We start from the raw sequence: 19,494 nt of genomic DNA, 5'->3' as shown, positions 1-19,494 counted from the left end.
AGGTCGTCGGTGTCGGCCCGTCAGGTCTCGCCTGCCCGGGCCGTCGATGGGGAGTGCCTGTCGGCCGCTTCTAGTTTCTGATCCCGTGGTACTCCTTCGGGAACTCGTAATCCTTCCGGAGCGGATGCCCGACCCAGTCTTCGACGCACAGGATCCGCTGCAGGTTGGGGTGCCCGGTGAAGTCGATTCCGAGCAGGTCGTAAGCTTCCCGCTCGTGCCAGTCGGCGATGGCCCAGACGTGCGCCACACTGGGACAGGCCGGCAATTCGCCGACGACGCCGTCCTTCCACCGCGGCAGCTTCACCTTGATCGTCGCGCGATGCCTGTGCACGAAGCTGTACAGGTGGAACACGACTTCCAGGTGCTCGTCGTGGCCGAATTTCGCCTGTTTTTTCGGGTCGGGCTCGCAGTAGTCGACTGCGGTCAGATCGCACAGAGAATCCAGCTTCAGCCGCTCGTCGTCGCGAAGAAACAGGGCGACTTCATCCCACCCCTCCGCAGCCACTTCGACCCAGGGGTCGGTCGCCTCGTTGTTGAGGTCTTTGATCCGATCCCCAAATCGATCGGAAAGAGCAACGGCGATCTCGTTGATGGTCACGACGGAAAAGCCACTGTGGTGAAGGGGTTCCGGAAACCGTGGGCATGACTGTCGCAGGGGAATGCCGGGCTGTCCAGCGATAGCGAACGGGCTCCGGGGCCTTTCTCAGGACCGCGAAACAGTCCCAACAGCCCGTTCCGCGGCGTGGCGACCTGTGACATGTGTGACAGCGGCGTCACACATGGAAACGGGCCTGAATCGCTGGAAATCCTGCTGGTGTGACACCTGTGACATGTGTGACACGTTCCGGCCTCCCTCCGGGCTCTGTTCTGAGTGCTTGACGACCTTCGGCCTACCCCACCGTGGGTGGTTGCGCGGTTGCCGAATTTCCGATATCGCTGTCGACTCGCCAGACGGCGTGGAAGTTGCGAACCTCCCCGAATGCCTGCTGCCCCCCTTCCTGCCCCTGGAACTCCTCCCGATCCCACCCGTCTGGCCGCCTCTTTCGGGCGGTTCTGCGACGTCATTGCCCGGCTGAGATCGCCCACCGGCTGCCCCTGGGACCGCGAGCAGACTCTCGAAACGATCAAGCCGTTCACCCTCGAGGAAACCTACGAGTTGCTCGAGGCGATCGATTCGGGGGACGACCGGGCGATTTCCGAAGAACTCGGAGATGTGCTCCTGCAGGTCGTTCTCGATTCGCAGATCGCGGCCGATGAGGGCCGGTTCGACATCATTGAGGTCATCGACGGCGTCACGCAGAAGATGATCGACCGGCATCCCCACGTGTTCGGCGATGCCGAGGCCGCGACGCCTGCGGACGTTAAACGGCAGTGGGAAAAGATCAAAGCGGCAAAGCAGCCGCGGGAGTCGGTGCTGGATGGAATCCCAGTTGCCCTTCCGACGCTGGCCCGGGCCCTGCGGATCACGAAGAAGGCGGCCCGCGTCGGCTATGACTTTCCGAACCGGGACATGCTGTTCGACAAGCTTCGCGAGGAAATCGACGAGCTGCTTGTGGAGCTATACCCCGAAGGGCATCGACCGAATGTGGCCGCGAGCGTGGAGGGGCCGGTCGTTCCCGACACGCCGATCACTGATGCGTCCCGGAAAGCCCGGGTGGAGTCGGAAATCGGGGACATTTTGTTTGTGATTGCGAATATCGCCCGGCGGTGGGGGATTGATCCGGAAGAAGCGCTCCGATCGTCGAACGAGAAGTTCAGCAGCCGGTTCTGCGCGATCGAACGAGGGCTCAAGGCGGTCGGGAAGACTTTTGAGCAGGCGACGCTGCAGGAGATGGAAGTTTTGTACCAGGCAGAAAAGGCGCGGATGAAGAATCAAGCGTCCAGGTGACTGCATGCTCGTAACAACAGACGGTTACCGGCCTGGCAATCGACGGGCAATCAACCACACCTCACAGGCGCCGAGGTGGTCGTCATTGGGGCTCAGTTTCCGCATTCGATCGCGAACCTCCAGTGCGGTTGGCAAGTCAGCGATCAGTCCCAATTCGTTGACGATTGAGGGATCAAACATCTCTGGAATTGGACCGCAATTGGTCAGCGTGCTGTTGCCGACGCATGAGTCCACAATGTCGAAGCCGCAACGAGCGAATCCCCGCGGCACGTTGTCGGAAATCTGAGGGCGCTCCAGAACCGCAAGCAGCTGATGGCACGTCGGATCCAACGGTTGACGGGCCGTCAAATAGGCAGGGTCCCGAAACAGGAAGATTCGGAAATCTTTGTGAACGTTGTGATTCCAGTCTTCATCCGACAGGTCCGACACGACATCGGGACAGAGGATGGAATCAAGAGTCACAACTTCGTCGACATTCAGGAAACCGGCGAACGCATGGACTCCCTGCCAATGCTCACCAGCACTTGGCATGAATCGCTCTCGAACAGTGTAAAGCCATTCACCCATCGCACGCCCCTTCTCAACACAACTCGCGTCACCCGCACCGGTGACGAGCAGTCTAGTGAAGCGAGTTTCAGTGTGGCGTTGGCATCTCCAGGCGCTGCCGCGCCAGATCGGCCCACGGGCCGCGGGGGTGATGCTTGAGAAAGGTTTCCCAGTGGGACCGAGCCTCTTCGAGACGGCCCATGCCGGTCAGCAGTTCGGCGACGTGGAAGTTGGCATCCGGGAAATCGGCGTGGACGTCGAGCGCGATCCGGAAGGCATCGAGCGCCTGATCGGATTCTTCCAATTCGGCGTGCAGGCAGCCCAGCTGCGTCCAGGCTTCCAGGTAATCGTGATCGTGCTCGACGGCGCAGTAGTAGCGCTCGAGGGCCGGCCGGGAGTGCCCGAGCCGGTACAGGCATTCCGCCAGGTGGAAATGCGTTTCCGGGTGCGTCGGCCGCTGCATCAACGAGCAGCGCAGGGCCTCGACGGCGAGATCGATTTCGCCGGCGGCGTATCGGCGGCAGCCTTCGTCGAACCAGTCGGTGGCCGACCAGTCGGGGAGGCCAGTCCGGGCGGGGAATTTCAGCGTCTCTTCCTGCGGTTCGGCCGGGTGGGCGGCGCCTTCCTGCTCCGGGTCGAAATCGAGAAGCCGCTGGCCGCTGGCTGCCTCCCGCAGTCCGTTCTCGTCGCGGATGGCGACGCGGTGATGATGGGCCAGCAGGCGGAGCTGCTCGAGCGGCCGGGCGCTGCCCCCCTGCACAGAGGGGAGCTTGCGAAGGCTGTCTTCGATTTCCTCGCGGGACACACCCGACGCGAGAAGTTCCGACAGCCGGCGGGCGCTTGCCGCCTCCTGGAAGTCGAAATAGGGGAGCCGGAAGACCCGCTTCACCGGCCGGATCAGCCCTGCCCGTTCCCAGCCCCGGATGACGTGGACCGAGACTTCCAGCATCTGCGAAAGCATCGCCGGGGTGTAGAGGCAGTGCATTTCGTCGCGGCGTTCGGTCAGCCCGAGGAGCTGGAGCCAGTGGGATTCCCCAATGATGCGGAGCGGTTCGCCGAGTGAACGGAGTCGCTCGGCCTGCTGAAGCTTGACGGAAGGCTGGCCGTCATCTTCGAGGGGCCAGCCCTCTTCGCCGACGACGAGCAGCGTCGTCTGCCGGCTGACGTGCTCGGCGGCTTCACCACCATGCTGAGCGACGAGATCGGCGGCCTTCGCGTGCGTCATCGAGGCCAGTACGCCGGTGAAGGAAACGCGCTCTCCCTGGAGAACGGGCGAACTGGTCAGGCTGGGGGGCGAATCTGGCATGGCGGAGACGCCCATTGTTCCGCCTGCGGCAAGAGACGCAAGCATGCTGCGCTCCTCTCGTGAATTCGGTCGTAGGTCTCTACAAGCTGAAGGTCCGTCCGCCGAGGGCGACCCTGTCAACCCCCGCCGTGCCGATCCCCCGACCGGCTGGTAAGCTGGTGGGATGCAGAAGCAACGCAACGGCTATACCTGGGCGCTTCGCGGTTTCGAGGCGGGTTTCGTCGCCGGCTGGCTCTGCGAGAACCTCCTGACGAGAGATTACGGTATCCACGTCGGCGGGCTGTTCGCCGCATTCCTTGGCGGAATCGTCGGCTTCATGGCATCAGTCGTGACCTTTGCCGTGATTGTGATTCAGACGAACGAATACCCAGCGCCGTCAACTTTCACGGATGACCAGCATGTCGGCAGCCCGGATTAAACTGACCCACTACCGTGAATTGCATTACCCATGAAAGATCACGGGAAGACCATGCCGACAACTCAGCTCGGCGATGTCGCGAAGCTGCAGGTACGCGACCTTGACGTCAACCAGTGGATCGGAGGCGTCGAGCCGCTGATCCGCAGGCGCCTGTAAGTCGACCTGAATTCGATCGAGTTCCTTCATCAAGCGAGGGCTCGAACCCACCGCATGCGTCGCAGGGTAGTATCCCAGGATCAGGTACGGTTCCACTTGAACGACTTTCTCGAAATCCACCGGCAGGTAGTACCCGCTGAAACACGAATGACCGACGAGATGCGGGCAACCGGGGTTTGAAATCTGTTCCTTCATCACCGGGTGCTTGTAGTAATCCCGCTCTGGCGGCGCATCGAACCTCGGAATGCGATCACGACAGTCGAGCCAGCGTGCATAGGCCCGCAGCGCTTCAAAGCCGGGTGACTGCTGCGAGTATTGAACGGGCCCGTCGTCGTTCCACCGGACTCTCACGAGATTCGCGGATTCGACGGCCTTGCGAATCGCGCGCGTCTCTCGCCGCGCGCGGAAGCGGCGCAGCAACGAGGTCCAATCTCTGGAGCGCCGTTGAGACGGACGGACAACCCCGTCGCTCGTGATGATCGTCGGCTCCAGACCGAGCCCCTCTTCAATGGGCGTGCTGAAGTCGCCCGTTTTGAAGCGCCAGAGGGGCATGACATACACGTCCAGCGCCATCGTCCCTCATCCCTCTCACGTTCAATCTGATCCTAAGGCGACGCTGCGTTGCCGGATCCGTATTTCAGGCAGAACAGCATCTCGCCGCGACGTGCCAGCAGCTTGCCGTCGACGATGGCGACGCCGTACAGCGTGGGACCCGATGGAGGGCCTCCGGCGCCTCCCCGACCTCCACCCATCGGACCTCGCCCTTCGCCCATGGGGCGTTCGCCTTCGGCCATGGGAGGACGGCCCTCACCGCGCGAGCGACCTTCACCCATTGGAGCCCCACCTTCGCTCATCGGACGACGTCCTTCGCCGGCGGGGCTCGCACCTTCTCCCATCGGACGATACTGCAGCGTCTCCGGCTCGTCGGTCCAGAGCTTCATCGAGCCGAGAAGCTTGAACTCGGGGCCCTTGGCGAGGGCGGTGATGGTTCCACCTTTGCCAAACAGGACCACGGCATGATCGTCGGCCACGGGTGTGCACCACACGCTCTCGGGAGTTCGCTCGACGTAGCGTTCTTCGCCGGTTTCCAGGTCGAGGCAGTAGAGGACGCCCGTCCGGTTCACGATGTAGGCGTTCCCGCCGGCCGCGATCGGCGAGCCGAAGGACGATGTGGCCCGCTTCGCTTTCCAGACGTAGGCGGCCGACCATGTTCCGCCAGACTCCGTCACGGCGACGACTCCGTTCGTTTCGGCCGGCTTGCTTCCGCCACCCTCGCCACGTCCATCGGTGGCGCCGATCAGAAACCGGCCGTTGCCGAGCGGCATCGGAGTCGGCGTGGAATTGCCGGCCAGACCTTCGAGTTTCCAGAGTGTCTTTCCGGACTCGGGATCAACGCCGGTCAGGCTTCCGACCGCGCTGAGAACCAGGTGCTGTCCTGTCGCCGTCGGAACGAGGCGTGGGCTGGCCCAGCTTGTCGCGCCGACGCCTGAAACTTTCCAAAGGTCTTTTCCTGTCTGTTTGTCGACGGCGACCAGATACGGCTCCGTCTTGCGCTCGACCCACACGAACACCCGGTCGTCCTGCTGCTCTACTGAGCCCGACACGCCGTGGTTGGAATCGATCGGTCCGAACTCGGCGACCAGGTCGCGCTGCCAGCGGATGTCGCCGTCGTGCGTCAGGGCAATCAACAGTCCGCCCTCGAGGAAGCAGATCAAGCCCTGTGCATCCACGGCCGGCGTGGAGGCAGCCCGGCTGAGCATGGCTGAATCCTCCCGGGGCGAAGGGTTCGCAAACGATTTGACCCACAGTTGCCTGCCGTCACCCACACTGTACGCGGCGACATGATACTTCTCGCGGTTCGGCCCCTCGATGGACGTCACGAACACGCGGTCCTTCCAGAGCACCGGACTCGACTGGCCGTAGCCTGCAAGCTTTGCGCTCCACAGTTGCGCGCCGAACGGCGAACCTTCCCCGGAGGCAACGGTGTCCTTGAGCTCCAGATTCCCGGAGTTCTGGAACGAGGTCCACGCCTCAGCAGCGAATGCCGGAGCACTGAAAAGGGGGAGCAGCAGGGCCGCAATCCGACAACGATCGACAACGAGCATCACGCACCTGACCAACAGAAGAAAGCAGACCGATTCCGTCCGCGTCGCGAGTGCAGGGGGAGGCTCGCCGCGGATGGACTTCACCACGTCGGGCCGACGTTTGCAACCGTCTTCCCCCTGCGCTACAACGCCCGATTCGGCAGTTTGTCGGACACGACGCGGAACTCCCCTTGTTGCCGCGTCGTCGAAAGCAGGGATCACACACGACCAGCTCAGCCATCTGTTCCGTTCCCTCGTTGTCTTTTGTTCGTTTTTCACCGAACAGAAGGCAAGGAAGAGAAGGAAGGGTTTGCAGAGGGCTGGCAATTCTTGAAAACAGCCTGAAGGCTGAACATCTACGGCAACACGATCATGGCTCGCGTCAACGACAACTACCTGAAGCTCAAGGCCGGATACCTGTTCCCCGAGATCGGCCGGCGCGTGAAAGCGTTCACCGAAGCCAATCCTTCGGCGAAGGTGATCCGGCTGGGGATCGGCGACGTCACCGAGCCGCTTCCCCCGGCGATCGTCGAAGCGATGCACAAAGCGGTCGACGAACTGGCCAAGCGCGAATCGTTCAAGGGCTACGGCCCGGAACAGGGGTATGACTTCCTCCGCGAGGCGATCGCGAAGAACGATTTCCAGGCGCGGGGCTGCGACATCTCGGCCGATGAAGTGTTCGTGTCCGACGGTTCGAAGTGCGACACGGGCAACATCCTCGACATCTTCGGCCTGGACAACAAAGTCGCCGTCCAGGACCCGGTCTACCCGGTGTATGTCGACACCAACGTGATGAGCGGCCGCACGGGAGAGGCGGACGGATCGGGGCGGTACGCGGGGCTCGTCTACCTGCCATGCACGGCGGAGAACAATTTCAGCCCGAGCCTGCCGACGGAGAAGGTCGACCTGATCTACCTGTGCTCGCCGAACAACCCGACTGGGGCCACGCTGAACAAAGAGACGCTGGTGAAGTGGGTCGATTTCGCGAAGAAGAATGACGCGATCATCCTGTACGACGCGGCATACGAGGCCTACATCACCGACAACTCGCTGCCGCACTCGATTTACGAGATTCCCGGCGCCCGCGAATGCGCCATCGAGTTCCGCAGCTTCAGTAAGAACGCGGGCTTCACGGGAACTCGCTGTGCCTACACCGTCGTTCCGAAAACGCTCACCGGGACGACTTCGTCGGGCGAACGCCGCGAGATCTACCCGCTGTGGATGCGGCGACACACCACGAAATTCAACGGGGTGTCGTACCCGGTGCAGGTGGGGGCGGCGGCGGCCTATTCGCCGGCGGGGAAGGAACAGATTGCGAAGCTGGTCGGGTTCTATCTCGAGAATGCCCGGCTGCTCAGGGAAGGACTGCAGGCTGCGGGCCTGACCGTGTTCGGCGGCGTCAACGCCCCTTACATCTGGATCAAAACACCGGGCGGCCAAACCAGTTGGGAGTTCTTCGATACCCTGCTTTCGAAGGCCCACCTCGTGGGGACGCCGGGAAGCGGGTTCGGATCGTGCGGCGAGGGCTACTTCCGGCTGAGCGCGTTCAACAGCCGGGCGAACATCGAAGAAGCCCTGTCGCGCGCCACCAAGTTGCTGAAGTAACCAGGCGAGAGGGACGTCCGAAAGGCGACCGGCGGCCAGTCGAAGAATCTGGGCGTCGGGACCAACTTTGTCGGGGCCTACTTCGTCGCGGCTTCGGCGGGCTGTGCGGCGCTGGCGGCACCGGCCGGGGCGAAGGAGTCGCGCTGGGCCATCTTGACCGACATGGCCGAGGTGGGACCGTCGTAACCGACGACATTTCCATCGATGGCCAGTTCACGCCCCAGCAGGCGGCCGTTGGCCATATCGATCGTGATTGATCCGGAGTACTGCCGCTGGATGATGAACACATCTTCCTTGGGCGTTCGCTTCGAGGTGAGGACCTCGGTGCGGAGGTCAATGGCGGCGATGCCGTTCTCCACGGACTTCAGCTTATAGACGCGCTGCATGGTGATCGGCCGGGTGAGGGGCCTGCCGGGCTCGATTTCAACGTCGCCGTTGGGAGCATCGACGGTGAACGGCTCCTTCCAGATTTCTCCGATGGCGACCGGTTTCTCGGGAAGCACCGGGAGGACGCGTGACACGAAGTCGGCCGATTCGGGAACGGCGGTTCCGGCGGGAGTCTGGTAGTTCGACGTCTCGCCGAGGGCGTTGACGGTCACCCGCAGCCAGGGGCGTCCGACTGTTCCGTGGACCACCTGAAAGGCCGCCGGCGGGTCCTGGTCCTTGGTGCTGTCATAGATGAACAGGGAGCTTCCGTTGTCGACGGACATTTTCGTCCGGTCGATGGTGAGTTCCAGGACGGCGCCGCCTTCCGGCGTCACGCTCAGGACCTTGTAGTGCTTGAGGGCGTCGACGGAGTCGTTCGTCTGGATTTCACTGACGTTCTGGAGGTAGCGCCGCGACGTCTCGTTATGCGACGTGAAATAGACCGATTCTTCCGGGCTAAAGCGGTATCGGAGCGTGTGCTTTGCGTCGTCCGCGATTGATCGCGCCGTGAAGCCCGCCACGAGGGCCAGGGCGAGCGAAATCCGTGCAGAAGCGAGAGTCCCGGCCATCTTCTCATCCATGAAGGGGAATCAATCTGCGGCGAAGTCTATTCCCAGCGCCGGAGTCGCCGCGAGACCAGTTTCAGACTCATCTTGAGTCCATCGTGAGGTCGCCGGTAGATTCCGGCCCGCTCCCGCTCCGGCCTGCGGAGTGCGCGCCCGAGCGTCATGGAGGATCGCGGTGGAATATCAGTTTCGTCCCCTGGGAAAGACGTGCGCCGGCTCGGGCAAGCCGCTCGCGCCGGGGGAACTCTGCACGTCGGTCGTCGTCGACCGGAACGGCGAACTGATCCGCCTGGATTACTCCAATGACGGGTGGACCGGCCCCCCCGAGGGGATGATCGGCCTTTGGACCTGTCAGGTTCCGCCCGCGGCCGTGATTCACGCCTCGAAAGTCGATCCGGAGATCCTGCTGCGGTTTTTCGAGCAGCTTCTCGAAACCTCCAATCCGGCCCATGCCCGGATGCTGTATGTCGTGGCCCTGTATCTGCTTCAGCGCCGCCGGCTGCGACTGGACGGGACGAAAATCGAGGAGGGAGTGCAGTACCTGCACCTGATCGGCAGCCGGGGCGAAGGCCCTTACGACGTCCGCGACCAGCAGCTCCCAGAGGAAGAAGTGAAGGCGCTCCAGGCGGAATTGAACCAGCAGCTCTCGGAAAACTGGGCCGCCTCGCAGGCAGCCGCGTAAACCCCACACGGCTGCGATCGCCGCACAACTTCGACAGGACGGAATGTTCAAGGGCCTGCAAATCCTGATTCTCGCGACGGCCCTGGGCGCCACCGGCTGCCAGTGGGCGAGCCGTTTCGGGGCGGCCCGCGATCCGTTCGGCCCGAAATCGGCCTGCGCCCTGCCTCCGGAGTCGACCAAGGACGAGATCGTCGCCTACCTCAATCGGAACGTACTGGCGGAAGAAGGCCAGCCCGGCCTGCGAGGATGGAAGTCGGACTCGGCGAAGGTCCGAATGCATGGGATCTCGGCGAGCGCCACGCTGCAGGTCGAGGCCCCACGAAACTTCCGCATGCGCGTGATGCAGCCGCTGTCGAACACGGCCATGCTCGACATCGGCTCGAATGCCGAGGGATTCTGGGTGTGGGACAAGAACGCTCCGGAACGGGTCGTTCTCACCTGCCGTCACAGCGACATCGCCGCAACCGCCGCGCACCTGGAAATGCCGTTCCCCGTGCAGCCCGAGTGGCTCATGGAAGTGTTCGGAGTGGTCCCGCTCGATCCGAACGAATTCCGGATGGAGCGGGACGTCCAGGGTTCACCGCTCGTCAAGCTGATCTCCGACTGCCGCGGACCGACCGGCGAGCCGATGCAGCGCGTCATCCAGGTCAACGCGTGCCATGGCCTGATTTACCTGCACGAGCTTCGTAACGCCGAAGGCGTCGTCATTGCGCGGGCCAGCTTCGAGAAGCACTACCACGACCCGGACACCAAGCTCGTGCTGGTGAAACAGATCCGGATTGAACTCCCCCAGGACAAGATGCTGCTGACGCTCGAGCTCGACCGGATCCAGGTGAATCCGTCGTCGTCGGAGGACAGCCTGGTGTTCTCGGTTCCCCAATTGCCGGGGCACCACATGGTCGATCTGGCGCAAGTGGCCCGCTCGCAGCGCGGCGGCCCGCCGCAGCAGTACGCCGACGCTTCCGGGGAACTCTCAGCTCCCGATCGAGCGGGGACAACGCCGGCCGCAGCGGCGCCTCCATCGGAAGCGCCGGAATGGCCTCCTCGCGAGACGGCGCCGGCCGGCGGACAGGCCCCGGCCCTGAGGTTCGAACCGGAGCCAGAAGGAGAGAACGCTGAACCTCAGTTCCAGCCGCCGGGAGGTCAGTTCGAACTGCCCAACTCGTCCGCGGAATCGGAGTTCCGGCCTGTGGGAGAGTCGATTCGAGGCCAAAGCCCCACGGCCAGTGGGGCTCCCAAGGCTGCGGAGAAGCCTGGCTTCTGGAGCCGCTTCAAGTCGGTGTTTACCGGCGGGCCTGAGTCTGCAGCTTCGCCGCCAGGAGCGTATTCGCCAAGAGCATCGCGATCGTCATGGGGCCCACCCCGCCTGGGACAGGAGTGATCGCTCCCGCGATCTCGGACACGGGGCCGTAATCGACGTCCCCGACCAGGCCCGTTTCGATGCGGTTGATGCCGACATCAATCACAGTCGCTCCCGGCTTGATCATGTCGGCGGTGACGAACTTTGGCCTGCCGATCGCGGCGACGACGATGTCCGCCGTTCTCACGACGGCCGCCAAGTCTTTTGTGCGACTGTGACAGATGGTGACCGTCGCGTCCCCGCCGGCGCCTTTCTGGACGAGAAGCGACGCCATCGGCTTGCCGACGATCTCACTCCGGCCGATCACCACGGCATGGGCTCCGGACGTCGGAATCCCCGCATCCAGGAGAAGCTTCTGACAGCCGAGGGGAGTGCACGGGACGAACCGCGGTCTTCCCTGGGCCAGCAATCCGACGTTGCTGGCATGGAATCCGTCGACGTCCTTCAGCGGATCGATGGCATCCAGGATGACCGTCTCATCGATCTGCCGGGGCAGCGGCAACTGCACCAGGATACCGTGCACCTGAGGATCGGCGTTGAGTCGGGCGACCAGTTCGAGCAACTGCGCCTGGGACGTGTCCGCAGGCAGTGTCATCTGCGAGCCCGCCATGCCGGCCTGTTCGCACCCCTTGCTCTTGCTGCGCACATACACCGCGCTCGCCGGATCATCCCCGACCAGGACGACCGCCAGGTGCGGGATGACTCCCGTTTGCTGCTTGAAAGCGGCGACTTCGTCCGCGAGTTCGGTTCGCAGTTTCTGTGAAACGGCTTTGCCGTCGATGATGCGTGCGGCCACGTCCTTCATTCCGTTCGTGCGTCATTCCAGCGGAATCGCGTCGCTCGCTCTGAGCGACCATTGGAGAGAGAGCTTAGCACCTTCGGGGGATTCCATCCGGCGTGCGTATGGCGGGGCGTCGGAGAGTCGAGCGCCCGGCCGACGTCGCCGGTCAAGGGGTCGATCGCGCCGAAACAGGGGACTGGAGGGGTGTCAAGCGGTGCAGCTTGCCTTGCTTCCCGAGGCGGTCGGATGTTGAAAAACAACGGGTTTTTCCAAGGTCCGGCGTTCGCAGGTTCATTGACAGTGCGGAAAGGCGGCGTTCTACTGCCCCGCAGAAACGGGAGTCATTCCCGCATCCAGATGGCCTACAACAAGGAAAGGAGCCACGATGGCCAAAGCTGCCGCCGCCCGGCCGATGTCCAAGTCGCAGATGATCGCTGAGCTCGCTGAAAAGACCGAGCTTTCCAAGAAGCAAGTCCAGCAGGTTCTCGACGAGATCGAAGGTCTTGTCGAAGGCGCGCTGAGCAAGAAGGGAACGGGAGTTTTCGTCCTGCCCGGCTTGCTGAAGATCATGCGGAAGGAGAATCCTGCGAGGCCTGCGAAGGAAGGTCGGAACCCGAAGACGGGCGAGACCATGATGATCGCCGCCAAGCCGAAGCGCACCGTCGTGAAGGTTCGTGCGCTGAAGAAGCTGAAGGGCATGGTCTGATTCACCGTCGCTCCTCCCTCGCCCCGGTTCGGGGGAGGGTCGGGGTGCGGGATGGCCGTACAGACGCTCAGGACCATGATCGGGCTACGACCGGAATGGGTCTCAGCGGGCTCGTTCCCGGGTCATACTCTGGCGGGCTACCGCGTCAACGGGGCGCCACGAATTAGAAAAATGCCTCGATCGTCAGCCGGCGATCGAGGCATTTTTGTTGAGATGTCACGGCGGACGTCCGTTCAATCACGTTTGACGGCGTCACCTTTCCGACGTCTTCCTGACAACCTCCGCGGGAGTTGCGTCCCGTGATCCGGGGCCGTCCGTGGGATTCCCTCAGGGGGCTGATGCTCCCGCTCGCCGGGACAATGTGGAAATGTCAGTCCCTTCGGGCGGGCTGCGTTTGCTCGCGATCAGACGTTCTCAGTTCGTCCCGACTGTGTTCCGCCAGGCATTTCGGCGACCGGATCACCAGCCGCGTGATTTCCGGACGTGCCCCGAATCGAATCGGGTGCATCCCGGCCAAACCACGGGATACGTGCATGACGGTCGAGCCCTGAACGTAGACCCCGGACGGGAACCGGCAGCCATATCGGCTCGGCGCGTAGACCGGCCCCACGACCGGCAGAATGATCTGCCCGCCATGCGTATGCCCCGCGAGGATCAGATCCACCCCTTCCCCGCTGTGGTGCGGGAAGCGATCCGGTGAATGCGCCAGAAGCAAGCGCGGCAGCGCCCGATCGTCCGCTGACCATCGCGGGACAGCATTCAACCAGGGAACCTCGTCTCCTCCGACCACGACCGTCGCCGGACCGACGTCCAGTTTCGCGGTCTTTCCTCCCAGATCGTTCCAGCCGATGGCGACCATCCTGCTGCGGATGTGGGCGTGATCGATCAGTGCATCGTGGTTCCCCAGGATGAACCAGTTGCCCAACGGTGCGGACAGTGAACCGAGCGTCGTGGGGAGCCAATCGAGACAATCGATGTCGTCGCTGAGGTCCCCGGAGAAGCAGATCATGTCGGCCCGCACCCTCGAAGCGGCGGCCGCTGCGGTTTCGTAGAACTGCCGCGAGAATGTCGAGCACAAGTGCCAGTCGCTGAGGTGCAGGATCGACAGGCCGTCGAGTTCTGCAGGCCAGTTCGCCGGAGCGAGCTGTTTCTCGGTCGTCTCCAGTTCGAACTGCTGGTTGAGAGGAAAGCGTGTCAGTCGCTTCGTTGCGGCGGAAACAAGTTCCGTGCGGCCGCCAGCCGTTTCCGCAGAGCCCGTGTCTTCCTGCTTCGCAGATCCGCGCGGCAGTGCGATCAGCGCGACCCGTGTGCCGGCCGTCATGCATCGCCGTGTGCGAATCCACCAGGCGCCGATCGAGTAGATGAGTCCTGCGAGCCCTGCCGAGCAGGCCAGAAACACGACAATCCAGGGGGGCGACAGCTGGCCCCACTGACCGCTGAAAAACGCTGACGGGCCGCTGAGCCCGATTCGCCAGTAAACGAGACATGGAAACGCAAAGATGGCGACGTCGTGCGTGGCGCGGATGCGGTGGAGTGTGCGGATCGGAATCGGCAATCCGTACACCCGATTGACGAGCGTAATCCACAATTCCGCATGCCCGGCCGTGACCGCCAGGAACGCAAGCAAACTCCAGAACATGCGGCACACCTCCTCGCATCCGCTGGCCCGATCCCGAGCGGCCCGGCTGACTCGTTCCCTCGAAGGTTAGCACACTCGCGAAAACCGGCCGCCGCCAAACGGCTCGTCGCCGTCTTATGCCGCGGCCCGCGCCATCCGGTCTGCTGAGATCAGGACGGCAATCACCGCTTCACTAGATTCAATCCAGGGGGCAGGACGCCGACAGACGAGGCGGACACCATAGGGCTGGGCGGGATCGACGGTGATCCGCAGGTCCTCGCTCCCCAACGGCTCGCATTCGACTTCCGGGTCGAACTGCATTGCGGGCTGAATCGGGAGATGCACGATCGCGGTCTGCTGGCCTGGCTCGAACCGGACGCGCAGACAGGCCTCCAGGTGGTCGCGGCCCTCCGCGACGTACCGGCTGAGCGTCTGGTCGATGTGATCGGGGAGCGAATCAGCTGCCGCCGGTGTGTTCGCCTCAGCCAGGTCGCCCAGCTCCGCCCCAATGCCGCTGAACGCAACCGTCTGGGCATGGGGTTCCGCCGTCGGGATCGGCTCGTCAGCGGCGGCTGACCGGGCTGGTGAATGACGAATCGCGGCCCAGCTGACAGCGGCCGCCGAGGCTAGAACTGACAGGAAGCAGGCAAAAGCGAACTGCGCCGGGCCGGCCTGGCGAGTGGTGGAAAGCGTCGAGAACGAGGTCAAGCCGCTGAAGGTGAGAGCGAGGGCATAGGTCGCCTCAGCCGACATGGCGGACGTGGCGCCGACCTGGAGAACCGCAATTCCGCAGGCACCGAGGCCCCCGACGACGAACGCCGTGGCGAGAGTCCACCAGGCCGAGAGCGCGGGCGGGGCGGCTGGAAGCCTGGCCAGGAGCACGGCGGTCACAAACAGGGCGGCGAGGAAGCACAACGTGGCTCCCAGTCGCCGCCATTCGCGTTCCAGCAAAGACGTGTCTCGCATGCCGTTCCCTCCCTGGAACAGTTCGAGCCGAATTCTTTCCAACACGAGAGATCGCGGGGAGGCCCCCCGCGATGTTCTCCCGTGCCTACTCTATCGCAGCCAGTGGCAGCTCGGGAACCTGGAAATCAGGCTCCTGCCGCCTTGCGGAGTTCCTCGACCTTGTCGGTCTTCTCCCAGCTGAACTCCGGCTCTGAGCGTCCGAAGTGTCCGCCCGAAGCGGTTTTCTGGAAGATCGGCCGACGGAGGTTCAGGTGCTCGATGATTCCCTTGGGGGTCAACGGGAAGACTTCGCGGACGGCCGCTTCGATCTTGCTCTCGGCGACCTTCGCGCGGCCGCGGGTATCGACGTGGACGCTGACGGGGTCCGCGACGCCGATCGCGTAGGCGAGCTGGATCTCGCACTCCGGCGCCAGGCCAGCCGCGACGATGTTCTTGGCGACGTAGCGGGCCATGTAGGCGGCCGAGCGGTCGACCTTGGTCGGATCTTTGCCGCTGAAGGCACCGCCGCCGTGACGGCCCCAGCCGCCGTAGGTGTCGACGATGATCTTCCGGCCGGTGAGGCCAGTGTCGCCGTGCGGGCCGCCGACCACGAAGTTCCCGGTGGGGTTGATGTGGTAGGCCGTTTTGGACGAGAGCAGCTCGGCCGGAACGACCGACTTCACGACCTTCTCGATGATGTAGTCGTGGATCTCTTTCTGTGTGACCTTTTCGTCATGCTGGGTCGAGACGACGACGGCCGTAATGCCGATCGGCTTGACGCCATCGTATTCGACGGAGACCTGGCTCTTGCTGTCGGGACGGATCCACTTCACGTCCTTCTTCTCGCGCAGTTCCGTCAACTTGTTCAGGATGCGGTGAGAGAGGGCGATCGGGAGCGGCATGAGCTCGGGGGTCTGATCGCAGGCGTAGCCGAACATCAAGCCCTGATCGCCGGCGCCGCCGGTGTCGACACCCTGAGCGATGTCCGGGCTCTGCTGATGGACCTTCAGGAGGACTTCGCAGGTATCGGCGTCGAAGAACATTTCGGGGCCGACGTAGCCGATGTCGCGGATGACCTTGCGGGTGATCGCTTCGTAATCGACCTTTGCATTGGCGGTGATTTCACCGGCCACACAGACGAAATTCGTCGTGCAGAGGGTTTCGCAGGCGACGCGGGCCTTCGGATCCTGGGCGAGGATGGCATCCAGAACACCGTCGGACACCTGGTCGGACACCTTATCGGGATGTCCGCTGCTGACTGACTCACTTGTGAAAATAAACCGCGACATTCCGCACTACTCCAAGACTCCAGGGGGGCCAAAAGACTGCGTCCGCCGCACGAAAGCCCCACCGACCTGGCGAAGCGAGCATCCTAAAGTGACGCCAGTCCGATCGCAAAGCATTAAATCCGCGGACTCTCGGGCAAGAAACGGTCAGGCCGGCCCATTCCCTGCATCCGGGTTTCCCGCCGCGCGGTCGCGGGCGCCGGTGCTTCGCGGCAACAGGGCGAGTCACTTTTTCACAACAGGTCGTCTCTCGTCGCCGCAAGTCATTTTGCGGCAACGGTGAATTGGCCAATGTTAAAGAAAGTGACCAGCCGTGCGCGGAGTTCGCAGGCTCGGGCGGGGATTGGGGAAACTGCGGAGGTATTCGACGCCGAGGGAGCGAGGAGGGCGCGTTGTGTGGGTGGTGTGGGTGGTACTGTACTCCTCGCCCTATTTCCCGCCGAAGTTTTGCGGATGGAGCGGGTGGGTGGTGCGGACTTGGGGTCGTAGGAGCCGGCCGGGCCGGGGTGTGTGACGACTGGTTGACGGTGGTTGTGTTCATAGGTCCTCCATCATGACGGGGGCGGTTACGCGGGTGGGGCCGGTACTCGGAAGTGCTTTGGCGGGTGGGGATTGGGGCGGGGTGATTCACTTTTCCACAGTCGGTCGTCTCTCGTCACCGCAGGTCATTTTGCGGTAACGACGCAAGGCGACGACGAATTGGCCCATCCTGAGAAAGTGACGAGTCCTGATCACGGCAATCACTCACTGGAGTTATCGCCTGCCAGCAGCTACACTCCCCGATTCGATCAAACGATCCTCAACCCATTCAGCGTCGCTGCCAGAAGTTAGACGAGACCCATGCCCAATACTGCGAGCGCCAAGAAGGAACAGCGGAAGAGTGCCAAGCGGCGGCTTTTGAACCGCTCCCAGCGGTCGGCCCTGCGAACGGCCGTGAAGAAGGCCCGCACCGCCGTTGAATCGGGCGCTGCTGACGCCGAGGCCGCCCTGAAGGTTGCCACGAAGAAGCTCGATCAGGCTGCTGCGAAGCACCTGATCCACAAGAACACCGCGGCCCGCACGAAGTCGCGGCTGTCGAAGCTGACGAAGAAGAAGACGGCTGCCGCTCCGGCCAGCTAGTTCGCCCTGGCGACGCAGCTTGCGTCGGCCTCGACGCTGTCAGCGTCGCCAGTGAATTCTCAAAGCCCGGCGACCCAGTCGCCGGGTTCTCTTTTCGCGCGGGCGTGTTTCTCTCAATTCCGCGTTTTTCCCTCGCAGATCGGGCCGCTGCGGGCGTACAACAGTGTCTGGGGTAACCGTTCTTTCCCGGTGGGGTCCCTGACATGCTTCGCAGTGCGCGCGTTCCGGCCGAAATTTCTCGGCGCGACTGGCTCCGAATCGCAGCGGCAACCGCCGCGGGCGTCTCGTTCAATTCGGCCTCGGTGCTGAAGGCGTTCGCCGACCAGGTCGTCGCCTCTCCGACCCGAAAGCGGGCCTGCATTCTGCTGTGGATGAGCGGCGGCCCCAGCCAGATCGACACGTTCGATCCCAAACCGGGGCACGCCAACGGCGGCCCGACGAAAGCGATCGACACCTCGGTCGCCGGTGTGCAGATCGCCGAAAACCTGCCGAAGCTCGCGCAGCAGATGAAACACGTGGCGGTCGTGCGTTCGATCACCACCAAAGAAGGAGATCACAGCCGGGCAACCCACTTCGTCCGCACGGGCAGTCTTCCCCAGGGGCCGATTCGCTATCCCACCCTCGGATCGCTGTTCAGCAAAGAACTGGGAGACACCAGTTCCGATCTCCCGAACTTCGTCAGCATCGCCCCCAACCGATTCCTGAGCCCGGCGGCATTCGGCCCGGGATTTCTTGGCCCGCAGTATGCTCCGCTGTTCGTCGGGGAGAACGGAGCGGGGGGCGCGATGGCGGACGCGGCGGCGGCGCTTCAGGTGCGGAACATTGAACTGCCTCGCGGCGTCGAAAAGAGCCGCGGCGACTCGCGGATTGGTCTGCTGCAGTCGATCGACGACCGGTTCCTCGCCGACCATCCGGGGATCGTGACCGAGAGCCGGAATTCGGCTTATTCCAAGGCGGTCCGGCTGATGAACTCCACGGGGGTCAAGGCATTCAACCTCGACGACGAAGACGCGTCGCTGCGGGACGCCTATGGCCGCACGGCCTTCGGACAGGGGTGCCTTCTCGCCCGGCGGCTAGTCGAGCGCGGGGTTCCGTTCGTCGAAGTGTCGCTCAACAGCGCCGAAGGGGCCGGCGGCATCGGCTGGGATACGCATGCCGACAACTTCAACGCCGTCAAGAACCTGTGCGGCGTTCTCGATCCGGCGTGGAGCACTCTGCTGACCGACCTGGAGCAGCGCGGCCTCCTCGACAGCACGCTTGTCGTCTGGATGGGTGAGTTCGGCCGGACTCCGAAGATCAACGAGAGCACGGGCCGCGATCACTTCCCGGTGGCGTGGACGAACGTGCTCTGTGGGGGCGGGATCAAAGGAGGCCAGTTTGTGGGGAAGACGTCCGAGGACGCGATGACGGTCGCGGACCGGCCGGTCACCGTGCAGGACATGTTCGCCACGATGGCGATGGCTCTTGGCCTCGACCCGGCGAAAACGAACATGTCGAACATCGGCCGGCCGATTCCGATTGCGGAGCCTTCTGCCAAGGCGATTACGGAAGTCGTGGCGTAGGAGGCGGAAGTGCGACGCTCCACCACAGCGTGTTCCCAGTCGCGTTTCCGTGTCTGCTTGTGGGGGTTTGCGATCGGAGCAGCCGGGCCCGTAGCGCTGGCCATCAAGATGTGGCATGATCTCGGCGCCTACATCGCCTCCGTCCAGGCCGATGGCCACGGTTCCGTCTGCGGCCTGCCCGCCATCGTCCCGATCTTCACGTTCGTCGTCGTCGCACCGGTTTGCGGGCTGTTCTCAGCGGCCATCGCTCCCGGAATCGTGTGGCTCTGGACGTCATGCGCCGTGGTCCCGAGGGACGATGACCGAGACATGCCTGACGAGTGAGCCCCTTAAAGCAGGCCTGTCTGTTACATCCCTCACAGCCGGCCGTGTTTCCGCTGCCAGCCCGGCCGTCCATGTTGACGATTCGCCACAGTGACGTAGCGTTTTGGAAACACTCT

19 protein-coding genes are annotated in these 19,494 nt (G+C 63.5%); 9 read left to right on the top strand and 10 right to left on the bottom strand.

Annotated features, from left to right (window positions below; genetic code table 11):
* Positions 1-70: 70 nt before the first annotated feature.
* Complete coding sequence (locus tag Pan44_RS21790; RefSeq protein ID WP_145033896.1) at positions 71-598, bottom strand: NADH-quinone oxidoreductase subunit C; 528 nt, start codon at positions 596-598, stop codon at positions 71-73.
* A 381-nt stretch (positions 599-979) separates the two neighbouring features.
* On the opposite strand from Pan44_RS21790, the gene mazG reads away from it, so the two are divergent.
* Positions 980-1,888 (top strand): nucleoside triphosphate pyrophosphohydrolase, encoded by a 909-nt coding sequence (gene mazG / locus Pan44_RS21785; RefSeq protein WP_145033894.1) that lies wholly within the window; start codon positions 980-982, stop codon positions 1,886-1,888.
* A gap of 24 nt (positions 1,889-1,912) precedes the next feature.
* On the opposite strand, the gene Pan44_RS21780 is transcribed toward mazG, so the two are convergent.
* Together Pan44_RS21780 and Pan44_RS21775 are read right to left on the bottom strand one after the other, a co-directional pair.
* A complete protein-coding gene (locus Pan44_RS21780) occupies positions 1,913-2,419 on the bottom strand; it encodes a hypothetical protein (protein WP_145033892.1) in 507 nt (168 codons plus the stop codon).
* Between the two features lie 103 nt (positions 2,420-2,522).
* The gene (locus Pan44_RS21775; RefSeq protein ID WP_231754125.1) at positions 2,523-3,785 is read right to left on the bottom strand and encodes a tetratricopeptide repeat protein; all 1,263 of its coding nucleotides are present in this window, start codon (positions 3,783-3,785) and stop codon (positions 2,523-2,525) included.
* Positions 3,786-3,903: 118 nt separating this feature from the next.
* Here Pan44_RS21775 and Pan44_RS21770 point away from each other — a divergent pair, with 118 nt between their 5' ends.
* Positions 3,904-4,158 (top strand): hypothetical protein, encoded by a 255-nt coding sequence (locus tag Pan44_RS21770; protein ID WP_145033890.1) that lies wholly within the window; start codon positions 3,904-3,906, stop codon positions 4,156-4,158.
* Positions 4,159-4,182: 24 nt separating this feature from the next.
* Here the strand turns inward: Pan44_RS21770 and Pan44_RS21765 are convergent, their stop codons facing one another.
* Both Pan44_RS21765 and Pan44_RS21760 read right to left on the bottom strand, forming a co-directional pair.
* A complete protein-coding gene (locus tag Pan44_RS21765) occupies positions 4,183-4,887 on the bottom strand; it encodes a hypothetical protein (RefSeq protein WP_145033888.1) in 705 nt (234 codons plus the stop codon).
* Between the two features lie 32 nt (positions 4,888-4,919).
* On the bottom strand, positions 4,920-6,419 hold the full coding sequence (locus tag Pan44_RS21760; protein WP_145033885.1) for a PQQ-binding-like beta-propeller repeat protein: 1,500 nt from the start codon (positions 6,417-6,419) through the stop codon (positions 4,920-4,922).
* A 351-nt stretch (positions 6,420-6,770) separates the two neighbouring features.
* On the opposite strand from Pan44_RS21760, the gene Pan44_RS21755 reads away from it, so the two are divergent.
* The gene (locus Pan44_RS21755) at positions 6,771-8,003 is read left to right on the top strand and encodes an LL-diaminopimelate aminotransferase (protein WP_145033883.1); all 1,233 of its coding nucleotides are present in this window, start codon (positions 6,771-6,773) and stop codon (positions 8,001-8,003) included.
* Positions 8,004-8,080: 77 nt separating this feature from the next.
* Here Pan44_RS21755 and Pan44_RS21750 read toward each other — a convergent pair whose 3' ends face one another.
* Positions 8,081-9,010, bottom strand: coding sequence for a hypothetical protein (locus Pan44_RS21750; protein ID WP_145033881.1), 930 nt, complete (start codon positions 9,008-9,010; stop codon positions 8,081-8,083).
* Between the two features lie 160 nt (positions 9,011-9,170).
* On the opposite strand from Pan44_RS21750, the gene Pan44_RS21745 reads away from it, so the two are divergent.
* Positions 9,171-9,677 carry a hypothetical protein gene (locus Pan44_RS21745; protein ID WP_145033879.1) on the top strand — a complete coding sequence of 169 codons (507 nt, stop codon included), beginning with the start codon at positions 9,171-9,173 and terminating at the stop codon, positions 9,675-9,677.
* Between the two features lie 43 nt (positions 9,678-9,720).
* Positions 9,721-11,058, top strand: a complete 1,338-nt coding sequence (locus Pan44_RS21740) for a hypothetical protein (protein WP_145033876.1) — start codon at positions 9,721-9,723, stop codon at positions 11,056-11,058.
* Here the strand turns inward: Pan44_RS21740 and folD are convergent.
* Positions 10,961-11,833: a bifunctional methylenetetrahydrofolate dehydrogenase/methenyltetrahydrofolate cyclohydrolase FolD gene (gene folD, locus Pan44_RS21735; protein WP_145033874.1), complete on the bottom strand. Its 873-nt coding sequence runs from the start codon at positions 11,831-11,833 to the stop codon at positions 10,961-10,963. The genes Pan44_RS21740 and folD overlap by 98 nt on opposite strands.
* Before the next feature lie 370 nt (positions 11,834-12,203).
* Between folD and Pan44_RS21730 the strand changes: the two genes are divergently transcribed.
* Entirely contained in the window at positions 12,204-12,524 is a 321-nt protein-coding gene (locus Pan44_RS21730) for an HU family DNA-binding protein (RefSeq protein ID WP_145033872.1), read from the top strand.
* Positions 12,525-12,894: 370 nt separating this feature from the next.
* On the opposite strand, the gene Pan44_RS21725 is transcribed toward Pan44_RS21730, so the two are convergent.
* The 3 genes from Pan44_RS21725 to metK form a co-directional block, all read right to left on the bottom strand.
* The gene (locus Pan44_RS21725; protein WP_145033870.1) at positions 12,895-14,163 is read right to left on the bottom strand and encodes a metallophosphoesterase; all 1,269 of its coding nucleotides are present in this window, start codon (positions 14,161-14,163) and stop codon (positions 12,895-12,897) included.
* Positions 14,164-14,277: 114 nt separating this feature from the next.
* Positions 14,278-15,108 carry a hypothetical protein gene (locus Pan44_RS21720; RefSeq protein ID WP_145033868.1) on the bottom strand — a complete coding sequence of 277 codons (831 nt, stop codon included), beginning with the start codon at positions 15,106-15,108 and terminating at the stop codon, positions 14,278-14,280.
* Positions 15,109-15,233: 125 nt separating this feature from the next.
* Entirely contained in the window at positions 15,234-16,376 is a 1,143-nt protein-coding gene (gene metK, locus Pan44_RS21715) for a methionine adenosyltransferase (protein WP_145033864.1), read from the bottom strand.
* Between the two features lie 837 nt (positions 16,377-17,213).
* Here metK and rpsT point away from each other — a divergent pair.
* The 3 genes from rpsT (at position 17,214) to Pan44_RS21700 (ending at position 19,378) form a co-directional block, all read left to right on the top strand.
* Positions 17,214-17,492 (top strand): 30S ribosomal protein S20, encoded by a 279-nt coding sequence (rpsT, locus tag Pan44_RS21710; protein ID WP_145033862.1) that lies wholly within the window; start codon positions 17,214-17,216, stop codon positions 17,490-17,492.
* A gap of 203 nt (positions 17,493-17,695) precedes the next feature.
* On the top strand, positions 17,696-19,054 hold the full coding sequence (locus tag Pan44_RS21705) for a DUF1501 domain-containing protein (RefSeq protein WP_145033860.1): 1,359 nt from the start codon (positions 17,696-17,698) through the stop codon (positions 19,052-19,054).
* A 9-nt stretch (positions 19,055-19,063) separates the two neighbouring features.
* Positions 19,064-19,378 (top strand): hypothetical protein, encoded by a 315-nt coding sequence (locus tag Pan44_RS21700; protein WP_145033858.1) that lies wholly within the window; start codon positions 19,064-19,066, stop codon positions 19,376-19,378.
* Positions 19,379-19,494 lie beyond the last annotated feature (116 nt).

The sequence above is a fragment of the Caulifigura coniformis genome, from assembly GCF_007745175.1.
GTDB lineage: Bacteria > Planctomycetota > Planctomycetia > Planctomycetales > Planctomycetaceae > Caulifigura > Caulifigura coniformis.
The sequence above is the reverse complement of the archived record's forward strand: the minus strand, read 5'-3'. Positions and strand labels throughout refer to the sequence as shown.